Genomic DNA, 20,204 nt, shown 5'->3' with positions numbered 1-20,204 from the left:
GCACTCCCGATGCCTGGTCGCGCACCCGGCTCAGTGCGCGCCGCGCACCGCCGCCAGGACCCGTTCCCGGCGTGCCGCGAACTCCGGTGCCGCGCGCGGATGCTCGGCGCGGGGCAGCTGCGAGCGCTCGTCCAGCACCACGGTGCCCGGGCGCGGGCTCAGCACCACGATCCGGCTGCCCAGCAGCGCCGCCTCGTCCACGCTGTGCGTGACCAGCACCAGCGTCTTGCCGGTACGCAGCCAGATGCCGCGCAGCTCCTCCTGGAGCCGTTCGCGGGTCAGCGCGTCCAGCGCCGCGAACGGCTCGTCGAGCAGCAGGATGCCGGGGTCGGGCGCCAGCGCCCGTGCGATCGCCGCACGCTGCTGCATCCCACCGGACAGCTCGTACGGGCGCAGCCCGCCGACGTCGGCCAGCCCGACGAGCTCCAGCAGCTCGTCCACCCGCGCGGTCCGGGCCGGGCGGGGCAGGCCGGCCTCGCGCAGGCCGTACGCCACGTTGGCCCGCACCGACAGCCACGGGAACAGCCGGGGCTGCTGGAACACCACGCCGCGGTCCGGCCCCGGCCGGGTCACCGGCGCGCCGCCGACGTCGATCCGGCCGTGCGAGGGGCGCAGGAACCCGGCGATCATCCGCAGCAGCGTGCTCTTGCCGCAGCCGGACGGCCCGACCACGGCCAGCGCCTCGCCGGGCTCGATCAGCAGGTCGATGCCGTCCAGGGCGAGCACGTCGCGGCCGGCGGCACGGTACTGGTGCCGGACCCCGGACAGCGCCACCGCCGGGGCGACGGCGCTGTCCGGGGCAGCCTGGTCAGGCCTTGGCGGCATCGGCGAGCGCCTGTACGGCCAGGCCCTGGCGATACACGTCGAGGCTCGGCGCGGCGGTGAGCTTGCCCTGCGCGGTCAGGAACTCGGCGGCCGAGTGCAGGTTGTCGGCCAGCTTGCCGGGCGCGGCGGGTGTGCCCAGGTAGTCGGGCCCGGCCTGCTCGGCGGCGTCGAGCAGCACCAGTTCCGACAGCTGCGCCCCGGCCTCGTCGAAGTCGAGGTTGAGCTGGCGGCCGACGGCCTGGGCGGCGGCGGTCTTGTCGGTGCGGACGAGCTTGACCGCCCGGTCCTGCTGCTGGATCCAGACCTTGACCACCTGCGGGTACTGCTGCAGGAACGGCGTGCGCACGACGGCCAGGTCGGCGGTCAGCTTGCCTTTGCCGGCCAGCTGGCGGCTGGTGATCAGGACCTTGCCGGTCTTGCGCAGCTCGGCCAGGACCGGGGTCCACACGTAGGCGCCGTCGATGTCGCCGCGCTGCCAGGCCGCCTGGATCTCCGGCGGCTCCAGGTCGATGACCTTCACGCTGTTCTCGGGCACCCCCGCGTCGGCCAGCGCCGCGAGCAGGCTGTAGTGCGAGGTGGACGCGAACGGGGTGGCGACCTTCTTGCCCGCGAGCCCGGCCAGGTCGGTGATCTCGGGCTTGACCACCAGGGACTCGTTGTCGCCGATGACATCGAAGATCCACGGCACGGTGTACGGGATGTTCAGCGGCGCGGCCAGGCCCCGGGCGACGGGGCTGCTGCCGGCCAGGCCGATGTCCAGGCTGCCCGCCAGGATGGCGGTGTTGACGTCGCCGCCGGAGTCGAACTTGCTCCACACCACGGTCGTGCCGGGCAGCGCGGCCTCCAGCCAGCCGAGGTCCTTGACGATCAGATCGCCGTTGGGGATCAGCTGGTACCCGATGCGCAGCTGCTTGGGCGCGGCGGTGCCGCCGCTGCCGACCGGGGCGGGGTCGGCGTCGCCGGTGCAGGCCGCCAGCACCGGCGCGGCGGCCAGCCCCAGGGCACCCAGCAGCAGTCGGCGGCGGTCTACGGGATGGTTCACAGGATTCCTCTCATCGTTTGCGGGGTCATACGCGCCCGCGCCACGGTGTGAGGCGGCGCTGGGCGAGCTGGAGGAGGCCGTCGAAGGCCAGGCCGGACAGGCCGATCAGGATGATGCCGAGCACGACGACGTCGGTCTGGTTGTAGCGCTGGGCGTCGCGGATCATGCCGCCGATGCCGGGGACCCCGTTGACCGTCTCGGCGGCGACCACGGTGGTGTAGGCGACCCCGACCGCCAGCCGGACTCCGGTGAGGATCTCGGGCGCGGCGGCGGGCAGCAGCACCCGCCAGGGCAGCATCGCCCGGCCGGTGCCCAGCGAGCGGGCCGCGTGCAGGTAGTCGGCGGGCACCCCGCGCACCGCGTCGGCGGTGGCGACGGCGACCGGCGGCAGCGCGGCCAGCAGCAGCAGCCACACCTTGGGCGCCTCGTCGATGCCGAACCAGATCACGAGCAGGCTGAGGTAGGCCAGCGGCGGCAGGGTGCGTACGAAGGTGACCGCCGGGCCGAGCACCGTGCCGACGGCCGGCACCAGGCCGATCAGCAGTCCCAGCGCCAGGCCGCCGCCGATGCCGTACGCGCAGCCCAGGGCCATCCGGCGCAGGCTGGCCAGCAGGTGCTCGCCCAGAGAGTAGCCGGCCCAGCCGGGGCGGGCGGTATCGCTGAGCCCGGAGGTGTCGAGGAACTGGTGCCAGACCGACTGCGGGGACGGCACGAACACCGGCGGCCAGATCTCGGCCGCCGCGACCGCCCACCAGGCGGCGAGCAGCAGCGCGACGGCCCCGAGCCGCAGGGTGAGAGCCCGGAACTGCGGCGTCGTGGTGCGGTTGCGGCGCGGGGCCGTCGCGGAGGCGCGGGCGTGATCGGACACGCACGGAGCTTGCTGCCTACATCTCCTATCGGTCAAGTAGGGATTACATGTTGGGACGCCGCATCACCAGGTGCTGCGTTCGACCTGCACGATCGGCTCCAGCGGCCGGCCGGCCCGCACCGCCTCCAGGAAGGCCACCACCTCGGCGGCCACCGACCGGTGCTGCACGTCGTTGAGCACGTCATGGCGGGCACCGCGGACCACCGCCAGCCGCGCCGTCGGCAGGATCGACGCCAGCTCCGCCAGCCGCTCCCGGTCGGCGTACGGATCGGCGTCACCGGCCAGGATCAGGTGCGCCACCTCCGCCTTGCTCCGGTAGGCCGCGTCCAGCAGCGCCGACGGCACCGGCGCGGACAGCGCCCCCGGCCTGACCGCCGGATCGCCGCCGAGCACCCCCCGGTGCACCGGGCAGTGCGTCCGCCCGTCCAGTTCGTCCTCCCAGCCACCGGTACGGTGCGCGCCATACCCGGGCAGCCCGGCCAGCACCACCGCCGCGGGCCACCACGACGCGTCCGGACCCGACCGCGCCACTAGGCCGCCGACGACCGCCGCTCCGGCGTCGGCACCCACCAGCACCAGCGGCGCCACCAGCCCGTCGCCGAGCTCCGCGACCGCCTCGGCCAGCACCGGCTCGAACCGGTCCAGCGCACCGTCCGCGTCGGACTCGTCGAGCACCGGCGGCAGCACCACCCGCACCCGGTACGCGTCGGCGGCCAGGCGGCTGCCCAGCCGGACATACCCCGAGGCGCTCTCGCCCCGGCCCGGGACGATCAGGACGGTGCCCCGGGTGCGCAACCCGGCCGGGCCGGTGAAATCGAGGAACACGGCGGAGCCCTTCGCCTGGGGTGCGGCCCGCAGGCCGAGGACGTGGTCGAGGACGGCGGCGGCACCACCGGGCGGCAGCACCCGGCCCCGCCAGGCGACGTGCTGATCCGGCCGGACCAGCACCGCGCCCTCGCCGTAGCGCTCGCGGGCCGGGCCCTCGGGCAGGTGCACCACCGACAACCGCAGGCCCCGGTCCTGCGCCGCCGCGGCGAACTCCTGCTCCACCGCGGCGTCCGGGGCGGCCATCAGCAACCCGAAGCCGACCCCGAGCCGGTCGTAGAGGGTGTCGCCCCACGGATCCACGTACAGGTCGGGGGCCCGGTGACCGGGGCGCGGATCGTCCTCGTACACCGATGCCGCCCACGGCCGCTCGGCCGCGAGCTGCCCGGTCCCGTACCAGACCACCCCCGAGTCGTCGTAGCGCTCGTCGAACAGGACTCCGGGAGCCTCTCCGCGCGGCTGCGCGCTCAGCAGCTCGGCGATCTCACCCCGCCGCCGCCGCGCCGGGGCGCCGTCGTCGGCGTCGTCGGGGATTCCGCCGTCGCGGATCCGCGCCAGCAGCTCCCGTGAGCGCCGCGCCGAGGCCAGCGCGTGGTCGGCCACCCGCTGGTTGTGCGGGCGCCGCTCGGCGTCGTAGGAGTCCAGCAGCCCGTCGCCGCCGTGCCCGGCCAGCACCGCCGCCAGCTTCCACCCCAGGTTGGCCACGTCGCCGAACCCCTCGCCCAGGTTGCCGCCCGGGGTGCGCACGTGCGCGGCGTCCCCGGCCAGCAGCACCCGTCCCTGACGGAACGTCGCCGCGATCCGCGTCGCCTGGTGGTACGTGGTCCTCGACGCCAGCTCCAGCTCCAGCTCGGCCACCCCGAACGCCGCCCGCGCGACGTCCAGCAGCTCCGCCTCGGCCGGCTCGGCGTCCAGCGGGTACGGCCCGGCGTACACGCGCCACTCGGTCGGGCTGATCGCGGCGAGGAACCCCGACGCCCGCCCGTTGAAGACGATGTTGGTGCCGCTGGGCGCCGCTCCGAGCGCACCCGGCGCGTGCCGGACGATCAGGCGGAACATCTTCTCCGTGGCGTGCTCGCCCTCGCGCTCGATCCCCGCCAGTCGGCGCACGGTGCTGCTGCCGCCGTCCGCGCCGATCACGTAGCGGGACCGGATGGTGCGCGCCTGCCCGGCCGACGACACGGACGTCTCGACGTCGGCACCGGTGTCGGCCAGCCCGACGGCCCGCCACCCGCCGCTCACGGGCACCCCGTGCAGCCGCAGGTGGTCGAGGAAGACCTGCTGCAGGGCGGTCTGCGGGCGGCGGATCGGCCGGGCCAGCGAGAAGCCCGGCGGCTGCCGCCGCTCGCCGTCGGCGACCAGGTCGTGCCCGGCCAGCGACGTCGCCAGCCGGATGCCCCGGTTCCACTCGGGCGGGAACGTCCACGCGGTCCGGATCTGCTGAAGCAGCCCCCAGCGCCGGAAATGCTCGACCGTACGCGGCGAGTGCCCCATGGCCCCCGCCCGGACCAGCGTCGCCTCGGTGGCGGCGTCGACGACCGCGACCGAGACACCGCGGGCGGTGAGCTCGACGGCGGCCGACAGGCCGACCGGGCCCGCCCCGACGATGAGCACGTCGGTCTCGGCGGGCGGTTCGCCGGTGGGGAAACGGACGTCACCCATCAGGCACCCGCCTCGACCAGCGCGGTGTGCCGGGTGGTTCTGAGTTGACGGGCCATCGCTGGCTCCTTTCCGGATCAGACGTGCAGGAGTTCGCGCAGCGCCTCGCGGCGGGCGCGGTCGCCCGCCGCCGAGCTGAGCGTCGGCGCCGAGCTGACGAGCAGGCGGGTGTACGGGTGCTGCGGGGAGTCGACGAGGTCGCGGGCCGGGGCCGTCTCCACCACGCGGCCCTGGTACAGCACCGCGATCCGGTCGGCGATCCCGGCCACCGACCCGAGGTCGTGCGAGATGAACACCAGCGCCGCCCCGCCGGCGCGCAGTTCCTTGAGCAGCTCCAGCGCCCGCACCCGGTTGGCGGAGTCCAGCGCGCTCACCGGCTCGTCGAGGATGACCAGCTCCGGGTCGGTGACCAGCGCGCGGGCCACCGCGACCCGCTGGCGCTGGCCGCCGGACAGCTGGCCGGGCAGCCGCGTCAGCAGCTCCGGGTCCAGGTGCACCCGCTCCAGGTACGCCTGGGCGCGTGCGGTGGCGGCGGCGCGGGTGCGGCCCTGGATCAGCAGCGGCTCGACGAGCGAGTCGGCGACGGTCAGGTCCGGATCCAGGCTGCGCAGCGGGTCCTGGAAGACGTACTGGAGCACGCCGCGCCGGCGCAGGGCGCGCCACTGCCGGGCCGAGTGCCCGGTGACGTCCTCACCGGCGACCACGATCCGGCCCGCCGACGGGCGGACCAGGCCGAGCACGGCGCGGGCCAGGGTGGACTTGCCGGAACCGGTCTCGCCGATCACGCCGACGGTCTCGCCGGGGGCCACCGTCAGGTCAGCACCGCGCAGGGCGTGCAGCCGCCCGGTGCCGCGGCGGTAGTGCACGTCCAGCCCGGTCACCTGGAGCACCGGGCGGGGATCAGCCGACATGGTCGAGCTCCTTGCTGGGGACGGGTTCGGCGGCGGGGGCGAGGAAGCGGTCGAGGCCGTACTGCTCGTGCTCGGCGATGAGCAGCCGGGTGTACTCGTGGCGCGGGTCGTAGAGCACGCGGGCGGTCGGGCCCTGCTCGACGACGGTCCCGGCCCGCATGACGAGGACCTCGTCGCACAGCTGCGCGACCACCGCGAGGTCGTGGGAGACCACGATCAGTGCGAGGCCGGTGCGTTCGCGCAGGTCGGTGAGCAGATCGAGGATCTCGGCCTGCACGGTGACGTCCAGCGCGGTGGTGGCCTCGTCGGCGATGAGCAGCTGCGGGTCGGCGGCGATCGCGGCCGCGATCAGGACCCGCTGGAGCATGCCGCCGGACAGTTCGTGCGGATACTGCCGGTAGACCAGTTCCGGATCGCGCAGGCGGACGGCGCCCAGCAGCTCCACCGCCCGGCGCCGGGCCTCGCGCCGGGTCAGGCCCTTCTTGACCCGGACGACCTCGGCCACCTGGGCGCCGACCCGGATGGACGGGTTGAGATAGGACGCCGGGTCCTGGAACACGGCGCCGACGGTCGCCCCGCGCAGCCCGGTCCACTCGCGCGGGGTCAGCCGGGACGTGTCCCGCCCGGCCAGCTCGATCGAGCCGCCGCCGACGCTGAAGTGCTCGGGCAGGATGCCGAGGATGGCCCGGCAGGTCAGCGTCTTGCCGCTGCCGGACTCGCCGACGATGCCGACCACCTTGCCCGGTGTCAGCGCGAACGACACGCCGTGCACGACGTCGCGGTCACCGACGGCGTCGCGGACCCGGACGTCGGTCAGGCGCAGTACGGCGCTGCTCATGCGGCACCCCTTCCGGCGGCGGCGAGGCGGCCGCGCAGCTTCCTGGTGTTCAGCAGGGCCCGGCCCGCTTCGCCGGAGACGTCGCGGATCGCGTCGGCCAGCAGGTTGCAGGCCCAGACCGTGGCCATGATCAGAGCGGTGGGCAGCAGCGGCGCCCACGGCCGGTAGCTGAGGAACCCGAGGTCGGAGGCGAGGATCCCGCCCCACGTCGGCGCGGGCGGGCGTACGCCGATGCCGAGGAAGGTCAGGCTGGACACCACGACGAACCCGACTCCGGTGGTGTGGGCCAGCGCGATCGCGATCGGCGGCAGCACCTTCGTCCAGACGTGCCTGCGCACGATCCAGCCGACCGACGCCCCGGCCACGATCGCCGCCTCGACGTACTGCGACCGGGCCACCGACAGGGTCGCGGCCCGCGCCACCCGGTAGAACAGCGGCGAGACCATGATGCCGACCGTGAGCATGGCCTGCGGGATGCCGTTGCCCAGCAGCGCGGTGACGGCGACGGCGAAGACCAGGAACGGCAGCGCGATCAGGGTGTCGGCCAGCCGCAGCGTGACCCATTCGAAGGCGCGGCCGAGGTACACCGACAGGATGCCGGGGATCACCCCGACCAGCAGCGCCATCACGGTGACCTGGACCGCGCCCAGCACGCTGAGCCGTGACCCGGCCAGCAGCCGGCTGAACACGTCCCGGCCGAGGTAGTCGGTGCCGAGCCAGTGGTGCGCCCCGGGCGGGGCGAGGATGTCGGCGCTGCCTGCCAGCGGGTCCTGCGGGGCCAGCAGCGGCCCGAGCAGCGCCAGCAGCGCGATGAGGATGAGGATGGCGGCGGCGATGCGGCCGGAGGCGAGGCTGAGCAGGCGGCGTACCACGTCAGACCCCTCTGGCCGAGGCGGGCGTGAGCCGGGCCAGGATGAGGTTGACCAGCAGGTTGAAGACGACGACCAGCACGATCGAGACGACCAGCACGCCCTGCACCGCGGGCACGTCGCCGCGCTGGGCCGACGCCGCGGCGAACTGCCCGAACCCCGGCATCCCGAAGACCGCCTCGGTGACGACCGCGCCGCCCAGCAGGTTCGGGAACTTCAGCCCGAGCACCGTCAGCGCCGGGCCGATGCCGTTGCGCAGCACGTGCCCGAAGAAGATCCGGCGCGGGCCGAGGCCGCGCACCACGGCCCCGGTCACGTAGTTCTCCCGGTATGCCGCGACCAGCCCGGCCCGCAGCTGGCGGGCCACGTCGGAGACGGTGTCGAAGCTGAGCGCGATCGCCGGCAGCGTGATGTGCGCCAGCCATACGCCGAAGCCGCGCTCGGCCGGGACCCACCCGGCCGACGGCAGCCAGCCCAGCCCGACGGCGAACACGGCGACCAGCGCGATGCCGACGACGAACGACGGCATCACCGAGATGAACGTCATCGCCCCGGTGATCACCCGGTCCACCCAGGTGGTGCGCCGCAGCGCCGCCAGGATGCCGAACCCGAACCCGAACACCACCCCGATGAGCAGGGCCAGCCCGGCGACCGACAGGCTGATCACCGCGCCCTCGGTGAGCAGCTGCGCGATGTCGGCGCCGTTGTACCAGCTGGTGCCGAGATCACCGGACAGCACCTTGCCGAACCAGTCCAGGTACTGGGTGAGGAAGGGCCGGTCCAGGCCCCACTCGTGTTCGATGCGGGCCAGCGACTCCGGGGTCGCCGACTCGCCCAGTTGCAGGTGCGCCGGGCTGAGCCCGCTCAGCGCGCGCAGCGCGAACGTCACGAACGTCGCCACTCCGAACACCGGTACGAAGATCGCGATCGAGCGTGCCGCCACCGCGGCCGTCCGTCCAGCGGCCCGGCGCAGCCGGGCGGTGCCCAGCCCGGCGCCGCTCATGACGCGGCCACCGTGACGCCGGTCCAGTGGAGCTGGCCGGGGATGGCGGGCAGGGCCGAGACCCGGGTGCTCTTGACGAAGATGTTCGTCGGGGCGTACGTGAACACCAGCGCCCGGCTGGCCAGCCCGGCCCGGGTGGCCGCCTGGAGGTTCGCCGCGTAGTCCGGCGAGTCCAGCGGCGTCCGGCGCGCCAGCGACACCGCCGCCTCGAACCCCTCCGGCTCGTACGGCGTGCTCAGGTTCAGCGGGCCGTTGGGTCCGAAGTGGGCGGTCAGGGTCTGCACCGGCGACTCGCGGCCGGTGGTGCCGTACAGCGACAGGGTCAGGTCCTTGGCGAAGAACGGCGTGGACCAGTTCGGGTCGACCTTGATGCTGACAGTGATGCCGACGGCGGCGAGCTGGGCCTGCACGATCTCCGCCGCCGCCGACTGGGCCGGGATGACCAGGTCGAGCTTGATCTGCCCCGGCTGGTAGCCCGCCTCGGCCAGCAGCTGCTTCGCCTTGGCGGTGTCGTACGGGAACAGCCCGGCCGACTTCTCGTCGTAGGCGAGGTAGCCCGGCGGGAACGGCTGGTCGGTCGCCTTGCCGTAGCCGAAGGTGACCTTGTCGACGAACTCCTGTCGGTTGACGGCGTAGCGGACCGCGTCGACCACCTTCGGGTCGTCGAACGGCTTCTTGTTGACGTTGATGCTGATGTTGGAGGCGTTGAAGCCCGGCTGCAGCACCACGTCCAGGCCCGCGGCCTTGGCCGCCTTCACCTGCGCCGCGTCCAGGTAGGCCAGGTCGTACACGCCGGTCTGGAGGCTGGACACGATCGTGGCGCTGTCCGGCGCGGCGTGCAGCTCGACCCGGTCGAGGTGGATGTTCGCGGCGTCCCAGTAGTCCGGGTTCTTCTTGAGGTACACGTGGGAGCCGGGCACGAACTCGGTCACCGTGAACGGCCCCGCGCCGACCGGGTTCTGGTCGAGCTTGACCGGGTCCTGCGCCGCCTTCGGGCTGGTGATCTGCGCGACGCGCTCGCCGAGCAGCAGCGGGATCTGGTAGTCCACCTGGGTCAGGTTGACCACCACGTCCAGGTCGCCGGAGGCGGTGATCTCCTTGATCGAGGTCAGGTCGCCGAACAGGGCGGAGTTCTTCTGCGTCTTGGCCCGCTCCAGGTAGAGCTTGACCGCCTGGGCGTTCAGCGGCTCGCCGTCGCTGAACTTCAGGTTCGGCCGCAGGTGGAAGGTGACCTGGTCGCCGGTGCTGTTGTAGTCCCAGCCCTTTGCCAGGCTCGGCACCGCCCTGCCCTGCTCGTCGATCTCGGTCAGCGACGCGTACGCCAGCGACAGGATCCGGAACTGGGCGCCGCTGCCGCTGACCACCGGATCCCAGTGCGCGGGCAGCGCGACCGCCCAGCGCAGCGTGGATTCGCCGGCGGCCGACCCGGCGTCGCCGGCGCAGCCGGTCGTGGCCAGCGCCAGTACCGCCGCCGCGGCCGCGGCCAGCTGTCTGCTTCGTCGTACGAGGTTCATCGGGGTGCCTTTCGGAGGGGTCGGGCCGGTCACGGGACGAGGGTGGGGGTGCGGTCGGCCTGCTGCGCGGCGGTGCGCCGGGCCGTGGTGTGGGTGTTCTCGGGGATCGGCAGGCCGAGGTTGCCGCGCAGCGTCGAGGCGGCGTAGCCGGTGCGCACGACGCCGCGCTCGCGCAGGATCGGCAGCACCTCGTCGGTGAAGCGCGCGAACTCGCTGGGCACGGTGACGGTGATGTTCACCCCGTCGAAGGCCCCGGCCCGGAACCAGCGCTCGATCTCGGCCGCCACCGTCGCCGCCGATCCGACGAACGGCGAGCGGCGCGCGTCGAGCTGGTGCTGCACGACCTGCCGCAGCGTGAGCCCGTTGTCGCGGGCCAGCTTCTTGATCTTCTCGGCCTGCGTCTTGAAGCTGCGGTCGCCGAGGTCGCCGAGGTCCGGGAACGGCGCGTCCAGGTCGTACTGGGACAGGTCGTGCCAGCCGAACGGGCGGCCCAGCTCGGCCAGGGCCCGGTCGAAGCTCTTGCCGCCCAGGATCTCCTGCTCCTTCTCCCGGGCCTGCGCGTCGGTGTCGGCGATGATCGGGCTGATGCCCGGGAAGATCACGATCTGGTCGGGGTCGCGGCCCAGCGCGGCCGCCCGCGCCCGGATGTCGCGGGCGAACGCCTGCCCCTGCTCGATCGTCTGCGCGTGCGTGAAGATCGCGTCGGCGATGCTCGCGCCCAGGTCCCGACCCTCGTGGGAGTCCCCGGCCTGGAAGATGACCGGCTGCCCCTGCGGCGAGCGCTGGATGTTCAGCGGCCCGACCACCGAGAAGTGCTGCCCGACGTGGTCCAGCCGGTGCTGGCGGCCGCGGTCGAAGAAGACCCCCTGCTCCTTGTCGCGCGGGAACGCGTCGTCCTCGTACGACTGCCACAGGCCCTGCACCACGCGCACGTGCTCCAGCGCCCGGCCGTAGCGGGTGGCGTAGTCGTAGTGCTCGTCGCGGCCGTAGTTGCCGGCCGTGCCGCCGTCGCCGGTGGCCACCACGTTCCAGCCCGCCCGGCCGTCGCTGATCAGGTCGAGCGAGGCCAGCCGCCGGGCGATGTTGAACGGGTCGTTGTAGGAGGTCGTCAGCGTGCCGACCAGCCCGATCCGGCTGGTGTGCACGGCCACCGCCGACAGCAGCGTCAGCGGCTCCAGCCGGTTCAGGTAGTGGTGCGGCGAGTCCGGCGTGATGAACTGGCTGTCCACGATGAACGCCAGGTCGAAGCCGGCCGCCTCGGCCTGCTGGGCGCGGGCGATGTACCAGCGGATGTCGACGCTGGCGTCGCCGGGGATCTCGGGGCTGAGCCAGGTGTGGTGCTGGCCGGGGCCGCCGACGCCGAGCAGCACGGCGCCGAGTTTCAGGGTGCGCTGAGTCATGGGTACGCCTTTCAGGCAGTGAGGTGCGCAAGAAGCCGGGTCCGCCGCGGCGGCGGGCACGGGAGGCAGCCGTCGGCCGCGTGGCACGCGGACATGGCTGGAATCAGGTGGGGTGCTCGCGGCGGTGCGGGCGGGCCCGGGGCGCGGGCGGGACGGGCTGGCGCTCGATCAGCGCCGTGGCCGGGTCAGCGACAGAGCGTCGCGCCGTTGCGGGCGTTGTCGAGCCAGCGGCGGCGTGTCAGCAACACGGCGACTGGGCGGCTCATGGGAACGAGTCTGGGCTCCGAGCAGCCACGATGTCCAACAATGGATCGTGATGGCGACCCATCACGATCCGTGATGGGTGTTCGAAACCCGTGAAACGGCGTTCATAATCCGTGCTCATCCCGCCCTTAGGCTCATGGTCATGAGCCGCGTCCTGGACATCGCCCCGCTGCGCAGCTTCGTCGCTGTCGCGGACTGCGGCGGCTTCCAGCGCGCGGCCACCGCGCTGCACCTGAGCCAGGGCGCGATCAGCCAGCACGTGCGCCGCCTGGAGACGGCTGTCGGGCGCCCGCTGGTGGAGCGGCAGGGCCGCGGCTCGCGGTTCACGGCGGCGGGGGAGGCGCTGCTGCGCCAGGCCCGGCGCATCCTGGCCGTACACGACGAGGCGCTGCGCGGGTTCGGGATCGACACCGAGCGGGCCATGGTCATCGGGTCCACCGAGCACGCGGCGGCGCAGCTGCTGCCGGAGCTGTCCGGCGCGCTGGCCGACACGTTCCCGGACTGGCGGGTACGGTTCCGCATCGACCGCGGGGCGCAGCTGCGCACCGGCCTGGCCGACGGCCGCATCGACCTGGCACTGCTGCTCGGCCCGGCCGGGGACCCCGATGCGCAGACCGTCGGGGAACTGGAGCTGACCTGGTATTCGGCGCCCGGCTGGCACCCGCCGCGAGACGGCGGGCCGATCGCGCTGGTGGCCTTCGACGCGCCGTGCGCGCTGCGCACCCGCGCCCTGGACACCCTGGCCGAGTACGGCCTGCCGGCGGAGGTCGGCTGCGAGGCCGCGCACCTGGCCGGGGTGCAGGCGGCCGTCCAGGCGGGGCTGGGGGTGGGGCTGATGGCCACCCTCGGCCAGACCCCGCAGGGGCTGGTCGCGCGCGACGACCTGCCGCCGGTGCTGCCGCTGCCGCTGTCGGTGCGGGCGCGGCGCGGTCTGCGCGCCGACCTCGTCGCAGGGGCGGCCGAGTCGCTGCGCCGGGTCCTGCCGCCGGCCGGCGCCGTCGCGCGTGTCCTCGCCGTTCAAGGAGTCTGAGATGAACGTCCTGCATGTGCCCGCCGGTTCCGCCGACGGCCCGCTGCGCACCCCCAGCGGCGTGCTGCTGCCCGCCGACATCGACCCGTTCCACCGCCGCCTGCACCGGGTCGCCCCCGAGGGGCTGGTGTCGCAGACGACGCAGACCCCGGGCATGAAGCGGCTGGAGGCGATCAGCGGCAAGACGGTGGGTGCCCGGAACCTGTGGATGGGGCAGACGCACGTTCCCGGCGCCACCAGGTCGGCCGACCACCACCACGGCGCCTCGGAGACCGCGATCTTCGTCGTGTCCGGCACGCCGGTCTTCGTCTTCCTCGATCTGGAGGGCGACGAGCCGGTGGAGACGGCGGTGCGGACCGGGCCGGGCGACTACATCTTCGTCCCGCCGTACGTGCCGCACCGGGAGGAGAACCCCGACCCCGACACCGAGGCGGTGGTGGTGATCGCCCGTACCACGCAGGAGGCGATCGTGGTCAACCTCGACGGCCTGGACTGGTCGCAGGTGCGGGTGTCCTGAGCGGACCCGCGGACGGGCCGCGCCCGGTCAGCCGACCGGGCGCGGCCCGTCCACACCTCGTGGCGGCGTCACGGAGCGTGGCGAGTCCTGACACCGTCGGCCTCGAAGTCGTAGATCACGTCGTTGATCCGCAGGCCGTCGATGGCGCCGATCCACATGAAGTCGCGGCCCTTGCCCACCGCCGCGGTGTAGACCGTCGCCGGTTCGCCGCCGTCGGCGTCGAGCGCGGCCTTCACCGCCGCGAAGGTGCACGGGGTGGTCAGGTTGCAGCCGGTCGCGGTGCCCGCGGCGCCGGTGAGGAACCAGGTGCCGGTCAGGGTGGCGTCGAGGTACGGGCTCCACTGGTTGGTGACCGGGGATGCGGCCGGCAGCCATACCAGCGTGGAGTACGAGCTGGTCGACGCGGTCAGGTTCGGGTCGATCTCGAACCTGATGTTGGGCATGTTCGCCGGGCCGCCGTAGCCGATGTTCTCGCCCGTCTGGAAGACGTGGAAGCCGACCTGCGCCAGGCTCGACACCGTCCTGCCGAAGAAGTCCACCTCGTTGCCGAAGTCGACCTTCTCCAGGAAGGGGGTCGGTGTCACGGGCACGGCCGACACCTCGATGCCGAGGCTGCCGTCGCCGTACGGCGGGTGTGCCGCGGGTCCCACCACCCCGAACGAGCCGAACGGGCCGTTGCGCAGTGCGGCGACCGGGGACCCGATGGTGTTGCGGGTGATCACGCCCCAGTGGTCGCGGCCGTCCTGGTGCCCGCCGTCCGGTCCCGCCGCCGCCGGCCCGGCGACGGCGACGGTGGCCAGCAGCGGGGCGGCCAGCAGCGCCAGCACCGGACGGCGCCAACGAATACGACTCTTCACCATGCACTCCTCGATGAGCGTGGTCCTGTCAGGGCCCGCTCACCGTATCTACCTCTCCGTAGTCATATGACTACGACATGCAATGGTGATTGAGGTGATTCCGTCACGCCGCCTGGTGCCGCTCCGCCCGGTGCCGCTCCGCCAAGTGCCTCCCGGTCAGCCCACCGGCCGGGGGTCCCTGCGGGTTGTCGAAGGCTATCCATATATCGTCTGTATAAATAGTATGAGTTCGCGCGGGATGCGGAGCTGAGCGCTCATGTACCTGACCCACCTGGAGTGCCCCCGCTGCGGCAGTCGCCACGACGCGCACCGGTTGCAGAACCTGTGCGCCTGCGGCTCGCCGCTGCTGGCCCGCTACGACCTGGCCGCCGTCGCCCAGGCCGTCGAGCCGGCAGGGCTGGCCGGCCGACCGGCCGACCTGTGGCGCTACCGCGAACTGCTGCCCGTGCGCGAGGCGCGGCACGTGGCGACGCTGGGCGAGGGCTGGACACCGCTGTGGCACGCGCCCGCCTACGGCGCCCGGATCGGGCTCGAACGGCTGCTGATCAAGGACGAGGGCCTGGTCCCGACCGGGTCGTTCAAGGCAAGGGGCGCGGCCGTCGGCGTGTCGCGCGCCGTGGAGCTGGGTGTACGTCACGTCGCCATGCCGACCAACGGCAACGCCGGTGCCGCCTGGGCCACCTACGCCGCCCGCGCCGGCATCCGCGCCACCGTCGCCATGCCGCTGGCCGCACCCCTGATCACCCGGCAGGAGGTGGTCGCCGCCGGTGCCGACCTGCGCCTGGTCGACGGCCTGATCGGCGACGCGGGCAAGCTCATCGCCGCCCTGATCGCCGCCTCGGACGGGCAGATCTTCGACGCGTCGACGCTCAAGGAGCCCTACCGCCTCGAAGGCAAGAAGACCATGGGCTACGAGATCGTCGAGCAGCTGGGCTGGCGCTCGCCCGATGTCATCCTCTACCCGACCGGCGGCGGTGTCGGCCTCATCGGCATCCACAAGGCGCTGTCGGAACTGCGCGAACTCGGCTGGCTCACCGGGCCGCCGCCGCGCCTGGTCGCGGTCCAGTCCAGCGGCTGCGCGCCCGTGGTCGCCGCTTTCGAGCAGGGGCACCGCCGGGTGGTGCCGTGGCCGGACGCGCACACGGTCGCGTTCGGCATCACGGTGCCCGCCCCGCTGGGCGACGAGCTGATCCTGGACGCGCTGGCCGCGACCGGCGGCACCGCGATCGCGGTCGACGATGCCGATATCCTCGCGGACCTGAGCGAGTTCGGCCGGGCGGAAGGGCTGCTGCTGTGCCCGGAGGGCGCGGCGTGCCTGACCGCGGCCCGGCTGCTGCGCCAGCGGGGCTGGCTGTCGGCGACGGAGGAAGTGGTCGTGCTCAACACCGGCGCCGGTCTGAAGTACCCGGGCACGGTGCCGCACAGCTGAAGCCGGTGAAACGGACGACGGTCACCGCCCGGGCCGAGACCGTACTGCGCGCACCGACGGAGGAGACCGCATGGACAAGTACGACATCAAGCGGGCGCGGCGGGAGCTGTACGCACCGCCCGCGAAGGACTTCGTCCTCGTCGACGTCCCCGAACTGCGGTATCTCGCGGTCGACGGCCACGGCGACCCGAACACGTCCACGGCGTACGCCGAGGCCGTCGAGGCGCTGTTCACCGTGGCGTACACCCTGAAGTTCACCAGCAAGAAGACCCTGGACCGCGACTTCGTCGTCGGACCCCTGGAGGGCCTGTGGCGGGCCGACGACCCCGCCGTGTTCGTCACGCGGGACAAGGCGGCCTGGTCGTGGACGATGTTGATCAGCCAACCCGACTGGATCACCGAGGACCTGGTCCGTACCGCGGTGGCCGACGCGGCCGGGAAGAAGGACAACCCGGCGCTGGGCGGTGTCCGGTTGCTGAGCCTCACCGAGGGCACCTGCGTGCAGATCCTGCACGTCGGCTCCTACGACGACGAGGCGCCGACCCTGGACCGCCTGCACCGTAGCTACCTGCCCGCCCACGGACTGACCTTCAACGGCGACCACCACGAGATCTACCTCAGCGACCCGCGGCGCACGGAACCGGCCAAGTGCAAGACGATCCTCAGGCAGCCCGTCAAGCCGGTGTGACGACCCGACATCGTGATCATGTCGGCAGGTTGGCGGAGACCCGTGACTGGGTACTGCTGAGGCATAGATCAAGGCGGCCGGACGATGGCAGGTCGGGTGTGCGGGCCGGTTAGCCGACCGGCTGACGGACGCCGACCCGCCCGCGGGCGGGGGAGACTGAAGTATGGCGGGCGACCCGGGACAGGCATCCGTGGTGACCACGACCGTCGACGGCGACGACCTGGTCCGCGTACAGGGTGAACTGGATCTGGTCACCGCCGACGCCGTCGGCAGGCGGCTGCACGCGGCGATCGACTCGTCCACCTGCCGCCGGGTGCGGCTGGACCTGCACCAGGTGCGCTTCATCGACGCCAGCGGCCTGTCGGTCCTGCTCGGCGCCGCAGCCTATGCCCGCGCGCGGCAGTGCCGCTGGGACGTCGTCGGCGCCGACCCGCAGGTCCGCCGGATCATCGACATCACCGGTACGGGTCAGGCGCTGGGCATCGTCTGACAGCGGTGTTGAACAGAATGCGGCGATGTTGAACAGAATGTTGAAAACAATCCGTTGACAACGGAAGGTTCATCGCGTTTGCTGGGGGCATGGCACAGACCGAGGACCCCTTCCTGCCGCCCGACTCCGGCCGGGCCCGGGCCCAGCGCGACTTCGCGGCCCTGACCCGCATCGCCGAGCGCCACGCCGTGACGGACACCCAGCGGCGCCGCTGGACCCACGCGCACGTGCTCGACCCGTACGAGGCGGTGTGCCTGTCGATGTCGCTGGCTGCCGGCTCGGCGCTGCTCGAACCGGGTGAGGAGCCGTTCGACGAGGTGGACCTGACCGCCGCGCTCACCTTGATCCCCCGGGTACGGGCCGAACTCGACGCGCTGGAGACCGGCATGCTCGACCTGGCGCGTGCCCGCGGACTCACCTGGCAGGCGATCGCCTTCGGCCTCGGCCTGGGCACCCCGCAGGCGGCCCGCCAGCGCTACGAGCGGCTGACCGGCCGCAACCGGCCCGCAGGAGAGTGAACAGACGGCGGGCACGTCCCCGGGTGGACCGGGGACGTGCCCGCCGTGAGACGTCAGCCCAGCGGTTCCCAGACGGGCAGCCAGGTGTCGTTGGGTGCGCCCTGCGGCTGGCAGGTCCACTGGATGATCCAGTTACCGGCGCCGGTCCCGCCGCGGACGTTGACACACAGTCCGCTCTGTACGCCGACGAGCTGGTAACCGCTGCCCGCAGCGTTGAACGTCCACTGCGAGTTGGTGAACGGGCCGCACGGCCACTGGATGATGCTGGTGCCGTTGGCGGAGCCGCCTCCGGCGACGTTCATGCACAGCCCGCTGTTGACGTTCTCGAACGCGTACGCCCCCGGCTGGAAGACCCTCGGCATCCACTTGTAGTGGGGCTGGTTCTGCAGCGGCCACTGGATCAGGATCGCGCTGTTGTTCGGCGAGGCGCCGATGACGACGGCGGCCTGGTCCGGCTCGGTGCTCAGGCGCAGGGTGATCGTGCCGGGCAGCTTGGGGTTGCTGGTGCCGCGGTGCTCCCATACCGGCAGCCACACGTCGTCGGCGTCGCCGAGGCTGCTGCACGGGGACGTGACGGCGACGCCGGAGGCCGCGGTGAGGCAGCCGCCGAAGCGGCGGTCGACCAGCTGGTAGCCGATGCTCTTCTGCACGAACGACCAGCCGTCCGGCCAGGCGCAGTCACCGGCCCCGATGGGCCTGCCGGCGTTGGCGATGGTGTGCTCGCACAGCCCGTCGTGGGCCGACTTGAACTTGACGTGCTCCCCGTCCGGGTCGAGCAGCGGTTCGAACAGCTCGTGCTCGCTGCCGGTCCACGCCCCGACGGTCCACGTCGTCCCCAGCCGCGAGCCGTCGGGCACCCGGAGCACGGTCTGCGGGTCGCCGGCCAGCCGCAGCGTGATCCGCGCCGGTACCTCGTTCGGACTGATCACCGCCGCGGCGGGGACAGCGGTTCCCGCCACCACGGCGCCGATCACCGACGCGGTGAGCAATAGATGCCTGATCATGCCTACTACAGTCCTTTCGCCGTATTTGCCCTGGTCAAATTAGCATTGAGCGAAATTCTCGGAGCCGGTACGGAAAATTCGGCCAAGCCCCGCCGCCCGGCAACTCGCGGTGGTGTCCGGGAACCAGGGGGCGCGGGTGGTCGACACGTGGGGTTGCGGGTCGGCCTGTCGGCCCGCCGGGCGCCGCAGGGTGCCCCGTACCCCTCTGTCGTGAAGGACAGCTGATGAAGTTCGGTGCAACTGGCCGCCGCCGCGCGGGTGTGGTGACCGCCGTGGTCGCGGCGGTGGTCGCCCTGGCCGCGGGGTCCGCCGCCGCGCACGTGACCGTCAACCCGAAGGAGGCCGTCGTCGGCGGCTACGCGAAGCTGACCTTCCGCGTACCCAATGAGAAGCCCGACGCCTCGACGGTGAAACTGGAGGTGGCGCTGCCGGAGGACGCACCGTTCGCGAGCGTGTCGGTCAAGCCGGTCGCGGGCTGGACGACGACGGTGGAGAAGCGCAAGCTGGCCGTACCGATCAAGAACCACGACTCGGAGATCACCGAAGCCGTCTCGAAGATCACGTGGACGGCCGACGCCGCCTCGGCGATCAAGCCGGGGCAGTTCCAGGAGTTCGACGTCTCGGTCGGGCCGGTGCCCGACGTGGCGCAGGTCGTGTTCAAGGCGCTGCAGACCTACTCCGACGGCGAGGTCGTGCGGTGGATCGAGGAGGCCAAGCCCGGCGAGGAGGTCGAACACCCCGCCCCGGTGCTCAAGGTGCTCCCCAAGGCTGCCGCCCCGGCCTCGGCCGCTCCGGCTGCGGTCACCGCGGCGGGCGGTTCCGGTGACGAGGACGGCGGCAGCGGATGGCCGCTGGGGCTGAGCATCGCCGCACTGGTGGTCGCGCTGGTGGCACTGGGTGCGGCCGTACGCCGCCACCCTGCCGCTGCCTGACCGGCCGCGGTCCGGTGGCCCGCCGCGCGGCGGGCCACCGGCCACGTCCAGATCTTGTGCGTCTGATGTCGCCCCAGCAGCATCAGACGCACAAGATCTGAGTCAGACGGCTCGCAGATGCCGATGGGTGGCGGTGTCGCGGGCCGACAGCGCGGCGGCCAGATCCTCGCGGGCGCGCGACACCCGCGACCTGATCGTCCCGACCGGACAGCCGATGACCTCGGCCGCCTCCAGGTAGGAGAGGCCGAGGACCTGGGTCGCCACGAACGCCTCCCGGCGGTCGGGATCGAGTTGGCTGATCAGCCGGTTGATGAGGACCTGCTCGTCGAAGCGCTCGCCGTGCGCCGCCCGCGAGCCGTCGGCGGCGGCCGCCCAGTCGGTGAGTTCCGCCGTCCGGGGACGGCGCGTCAGCGAGCGCAGGTGGTCGATGGCCACATGCCGGGCGATCGCCAGCAGCCAGGTGCGGGCGCTGGCGCGGCCCTCGAAACCGGGCAGGGCCCGCATCGCCCGCAGGAACGTCTCCTGGGCCAGGTCCTCGGCGTCGGTGTGGCCGGTCAGGTGGGCCAGGAACCGGATCACGTCGCGCTGGGTGGCGGCGATGAACGCCTCGGCCGCCTGGACGTCGCCCGCGCGGGCGGCCAGGGCCAGGGCGGTCGTGCTGTCGTCGTCGGCGCCGTAGGGCATGGCGCGAATCGTATCGTTCCACGAGCGTCGATGCGAC

At 72.9% G+C, this 20,204-nt stretch carries 20 protein-coding genes; 7 read left to right on the top strand and 13 right to left on the bottom strand.

What is annotated here, in order from left to right:
* Window positions 1-30 precede the first annotated feature (30 nt).
* The 10 genes from Cs7R123_RS01385 to Cs7R123_RS01340 all read right to left on the bottom strand — a co-directional run bounded on the left by Cs7R123_RS01385 (window position 31) and on the right by Cs7R123_RS01340 (window position 11,754).
* Window positions 31-825, bottom strand: coding sequence for an ABC transporter ATP-binding protein (locus tag Cs7R123_RS01385; RefSeq protein ID WP_212822822.1), 795 nt, complete (start codon window positions 823-825; stop codon window positions 31-33).
* Window positions 809-1,867, bottom strand: a complete 1,059-nt coding sequence (locus tag Cs7R123_RS01380) for a glycine betaine ABC transporter substrate-binding protein (protein ID WP_244871540.1) — start codon at window positions 1,865-1,867, stop codon at window positions 809-811. The genes Cs7R123_RS01385 and Cs7R123_RS01380 overlap by 17 nt, the downstream gene beginning before the upstream one ends.
* Before the next feature lie 25 nt (window positions 1,868-1,892).
* Entirely contained in the window at window positions 1,893-2,735 is an 843-nt protein-coding gene (locus tag Cs7R123_RS01375) for an ABC transporter permease (RefSeq protein WP_212822820.1), read from the bottom strand.
* Window positions 2,736-2,798: 63 nt separating this feature from the next.
* A complete protein-coding gene (locus Cs7R123_RS01370; protein WP_212822818.1) occupies window positions 2,799-5,222 on the bottom strand; it encodes an FAD-dependent monooxygenase in 2,424 nt (807 codons plus the stop codon).
* Between the two features lie 74 nt (window positions 5,223-5,296).
* Window positions 5,297-6,130, bottom strand: a complete 834-nt coding sequence (locus Cs7R123_RS01365; protein ID WP_212822816.1) for an ABC transporter ATP-binding protein — start codon at window positions 6,128-6,130, stop codon at window positions 5,297-5,299.
* Window positions 6,120-6,968, bottom strand: coding sequence for an ABC transporter ATP-binding protein (locus tag Cs7R123_RS01360; RefSeq protein WP_212822813.1), 849 nt, complete (start codon window positions 6,966-6,968; stop codon window positions 6,120-6,122). Before Cs7R123_RS01360 ends, Cs7R123_RS01365 begins: the two co-directional genes overlap by 11 nt.
* Window positions 6,965-7,840, bottom strand: a complete 876-nt coding sequence (locus tag Cs7R123_RS01355) for an ABC transporter permease (protein WP_212822812.1) — start codon at window positions 7,838-7,840, stop codon at window positions 6,965-6,967. Before Cs7R123_RS01355 ends, Cs7R123_RS01360 begins: the two co-directional genes overlap by 4 nt.
* Before the next feature lies 1 nt (window position 7,841).
* The gene (locus Cs7R123_RS01350; RefSeq protein WP_212822810.1) at window positions 7,842-8,840 is read right to left on the bottom strand and encodes an ABC transporter permease; all 999 of its coding nucleotides are present in this window, start codon (window positions 8,838-8,840) and stop codon (window positions 7,842-7,844) included.
* Window positions 8,837-10,354 (bottom strand): ABC transporter substrate-binding protein, encoded by a 1,518-nt coding sequence (locus Cs7R123_RS01345; RefSeq protein WP_212822808.1) that lies wholly within the window; start codon window positions 10,352-10,354, stop codon window positions 8,837-8,839. The genes Cs7R123_RS01350 and Cs7R123_RS01345 overlap by 4 nt, the downstream gene beginning before the upstream one ends.
* 29 nt (window positions 10,355-10,383) lie before the next feature.
* Window positions 10,384-11,754 carry an NtaA/DmoA family FMN-dependent monooxygenase gene (locus Cs7R123_RS01340; protein ID WP_212822806.1) on the bottom strand — a complete coding sequence of 457 codons (1,371 nt, stop codon included), beginning with the start codon at window positions 11,752-11,754 and terminating at the stop codon, window positions 10,384-10,386.
* 406 nt (window positions 11,755-12,160) lie between these two features.
* Here Cs7R123_RS01340 and Cs7R123_RS01335 point away from each other — a divergent pair, with 406 nt between their 5' ends.
* Window positions 12,161-13,048, top strand: coding sequence for a LysR family transcriptional regulator (locus tag Cs7R123_RS01335; protein WP_212822804.1), 888 nt, complete (start codon window positions 12,161-12,163; stop codon window positions 13,046-13,048).
* A gap of 1 nt (window position 13,049) precedes the next feature.
* Window positions 13,050-13,565, top strand: a complete 516-nt coding sequence (locus Cs7R123_RS01330) for a cupin domain-containing protein (RefSeq protein ID WP_212822803.1) — start codon at window positions 13,050-13,052, stop codon at window positions 13,563-13,565.
* Between the two features lie 68 nt (window positions 13,566-13,633).
* On the opposite strand, the gene Cs7R123_RS01325 is transcribed toward Cs7R123_RS01330, so the two are convergent.
* Window positions 13,634-14,422, bottom strand: coding sequence for a hypothetical protein (locus Cs7R123_RS01325; RefSeq protein WP_212822802.1), 789 nt, complete (start codon window positions 14,420-14,422; stop codon window positions 13,634-13,636).
* Between the two features lie 256 nt (window positions 14,423-14,678).
* Between Cs7R123_RS01325 and Cs7R123_RS01320 the strand changes: the two genes are divergently transcribed.
* The 4 genes from Cs7R123_RS01320 (at window position 14,679) to Cs7R123_RS01305 (ending at window position 17,547) form a co-directional block, all read left to right on the top strand.
* A complete protein-coding gene (locus Cs7R123_RS01320) occupies window positions 14,679-15,851 on the top strand; it encodes a threonine synthase (protein WP_212822801.1) in 1,173 nt (390 codons plus the stop codon).
* 70 nt (window positions 15,852-15,921) lie between these two features.
* Window positions 15,922-16,539, top strand: coding sequence for a GyrI-like domain-containing protein (locus tag Cs7R123_RS01315; protein WP_212822800.1), 618 nt, complete (start codon window positions 15,922-15,924; stop codon window positions 16,537-16,539).
* Between the two features lie 193 nt (window positions 16,540-16,732).
* A complete protein-coding gene (locus Cs7R123_RS01310; RefSeq protein ID WP_212822799.1) occupies window positions 16,733-17,029 on the top strand; it encodes an STAS domain-containing protein in 297 nt (98 codons plus the stop codon).
* A gap of 89 nt (window positions 17,030-17,118) precedes the next feature.
* Window positions 17,119-17,547, top strand: coding sequence for a DNA-binding protein (locus Cs7R123_RS01305; protein ID WP_212822798.1), 429 nt, complete (start codon window positions 17,119-17,121; stop codon window positions 17,545-17,547).
* 53 nt (window positions 17,548-17,600) lie between these two features.
* Here Cs7R123_RS01305 and Cs7R123_RS01300 read toward each other — a convergent pair whose 3' ends face one another.
* Entirely contained in the window at window positions 17,601-18,551 is a 951-nt protein-coding gene (locus Cs7R123_RS01300) for an RICIN domain-containing protein (RefSeq protein ID WP_212822797.1), read from the bottom strand.
* 224 nt (window positions 18,552-18,775) lie between these two features.
* On the opposite strand from Cs7R123_RS01300, the gene Cs7R123_RS01295 reads away from it, so the two are divergent.
* Window positions 18,776-19,483 carry a YcnI family protein gene (locus Cs7R123_RS01295; RefSeq protein ID WP_212822795.1) on the top strand — a complete coding sequence of 236 codons (708 nt, stop codon included), beginning with the start codon at window positions 18,776-18,778 and terminating at the stop codon, window positions 19,481-19,483.
* A 102-nt stretch (window positions 19,484-19,585) separates the two neighbouring features.
* Here Cs7R123_RS01295 and Cs7R123_RS01290 read toward each other — a convergent pair whose 3' ends face one another.
* Complete coding sequence (locus tag Cs7R123_RS01290; protein WP_212822793.1) at window positions 19,586-20,167, bottom strand: sigma-70 family RNA polymerase sigma factor; 582 nt, start codon at window positions 20,165-20,167, stop codon at window positions 19,586-19,588.
* Between the last annotated feature and the right edge of the window lie 37 nt (window positions 20,168-20,204).

The organism is Catellatospora sp. TT07R-123 (assembly GCF_018327705.1).
In the GTDB taxonomy this organism is placed as follows: Bacteria; Actinomycetota; Actinomycetes; order Mycobacteriales; family Micromonosporaceae; genus Catellatospora.
Note: the sequence above shows the minus strand (reverse complement) of the source record. Positions and strands in the feature narration are given on the sequence as shown.